The organism is Pseudoalteromonas sp. S3178 (assembly GCF_005886985.1).
GTDB lineage: Bacteria > Pseudomonadota > Gammaproteobacteria > Enterobacterales > Alteromonadaceae > Pseudoalteromonas > Pseudoalteromonas carrageenovora.
The window spans coordinates 1-396 of sequence record NZ_PNCW01000370.1; the positions used below are offsets into that span (position 1 = coordinate 1).

Here is a 396-nt window from a genome sequence, read left to right on the forward strand (position 1 = left end):
CCAGGCACAATACCTGTCCGCAACAGTCCGGTAGTTGCTCCCGAACACTGTGCTGCGTCAGCACTAAAGTGACGCCGCTGTCGCTGAGCATATGCCTCAGCCGCGTTTGCGGGGAGTTGGGATCTAAAGGCACATAAGCGCCGCCAGCCTTGAGGATTGCCAAAATGGCAATCACCATGTCCACTGAACGTTCGACGCTAAGCCCCACTAAGGTATCCGGCTTCACCCCCTGTGCTTTCAGGTAATGGGCCAGCTGGTTGGCGCGGCGGTTTAACGTCTCATAACTGAGGCTTGTCTCTTCACAGACCAGGGCGGTTTTCTTTGGATGGGTATCGACCTGACGTTCAAATAATTCATGCAGACACAGCTCCGAGCGGTACTTAGCTGCGGTATCGT

At 55.1% G+C, this 396-nt stretch carries 1 protein-coding gene; it reads right to left on the reverse strand.

The genetic code is table 11. From position 1 onward, the window contains the following. The coding region (locus CWC11_RS21335; RefSeq protein WP_138684209.1) for an AMP-binding protein at nucleotides 1–396 on the reverse strand (396 nt) is incomplete at both ends.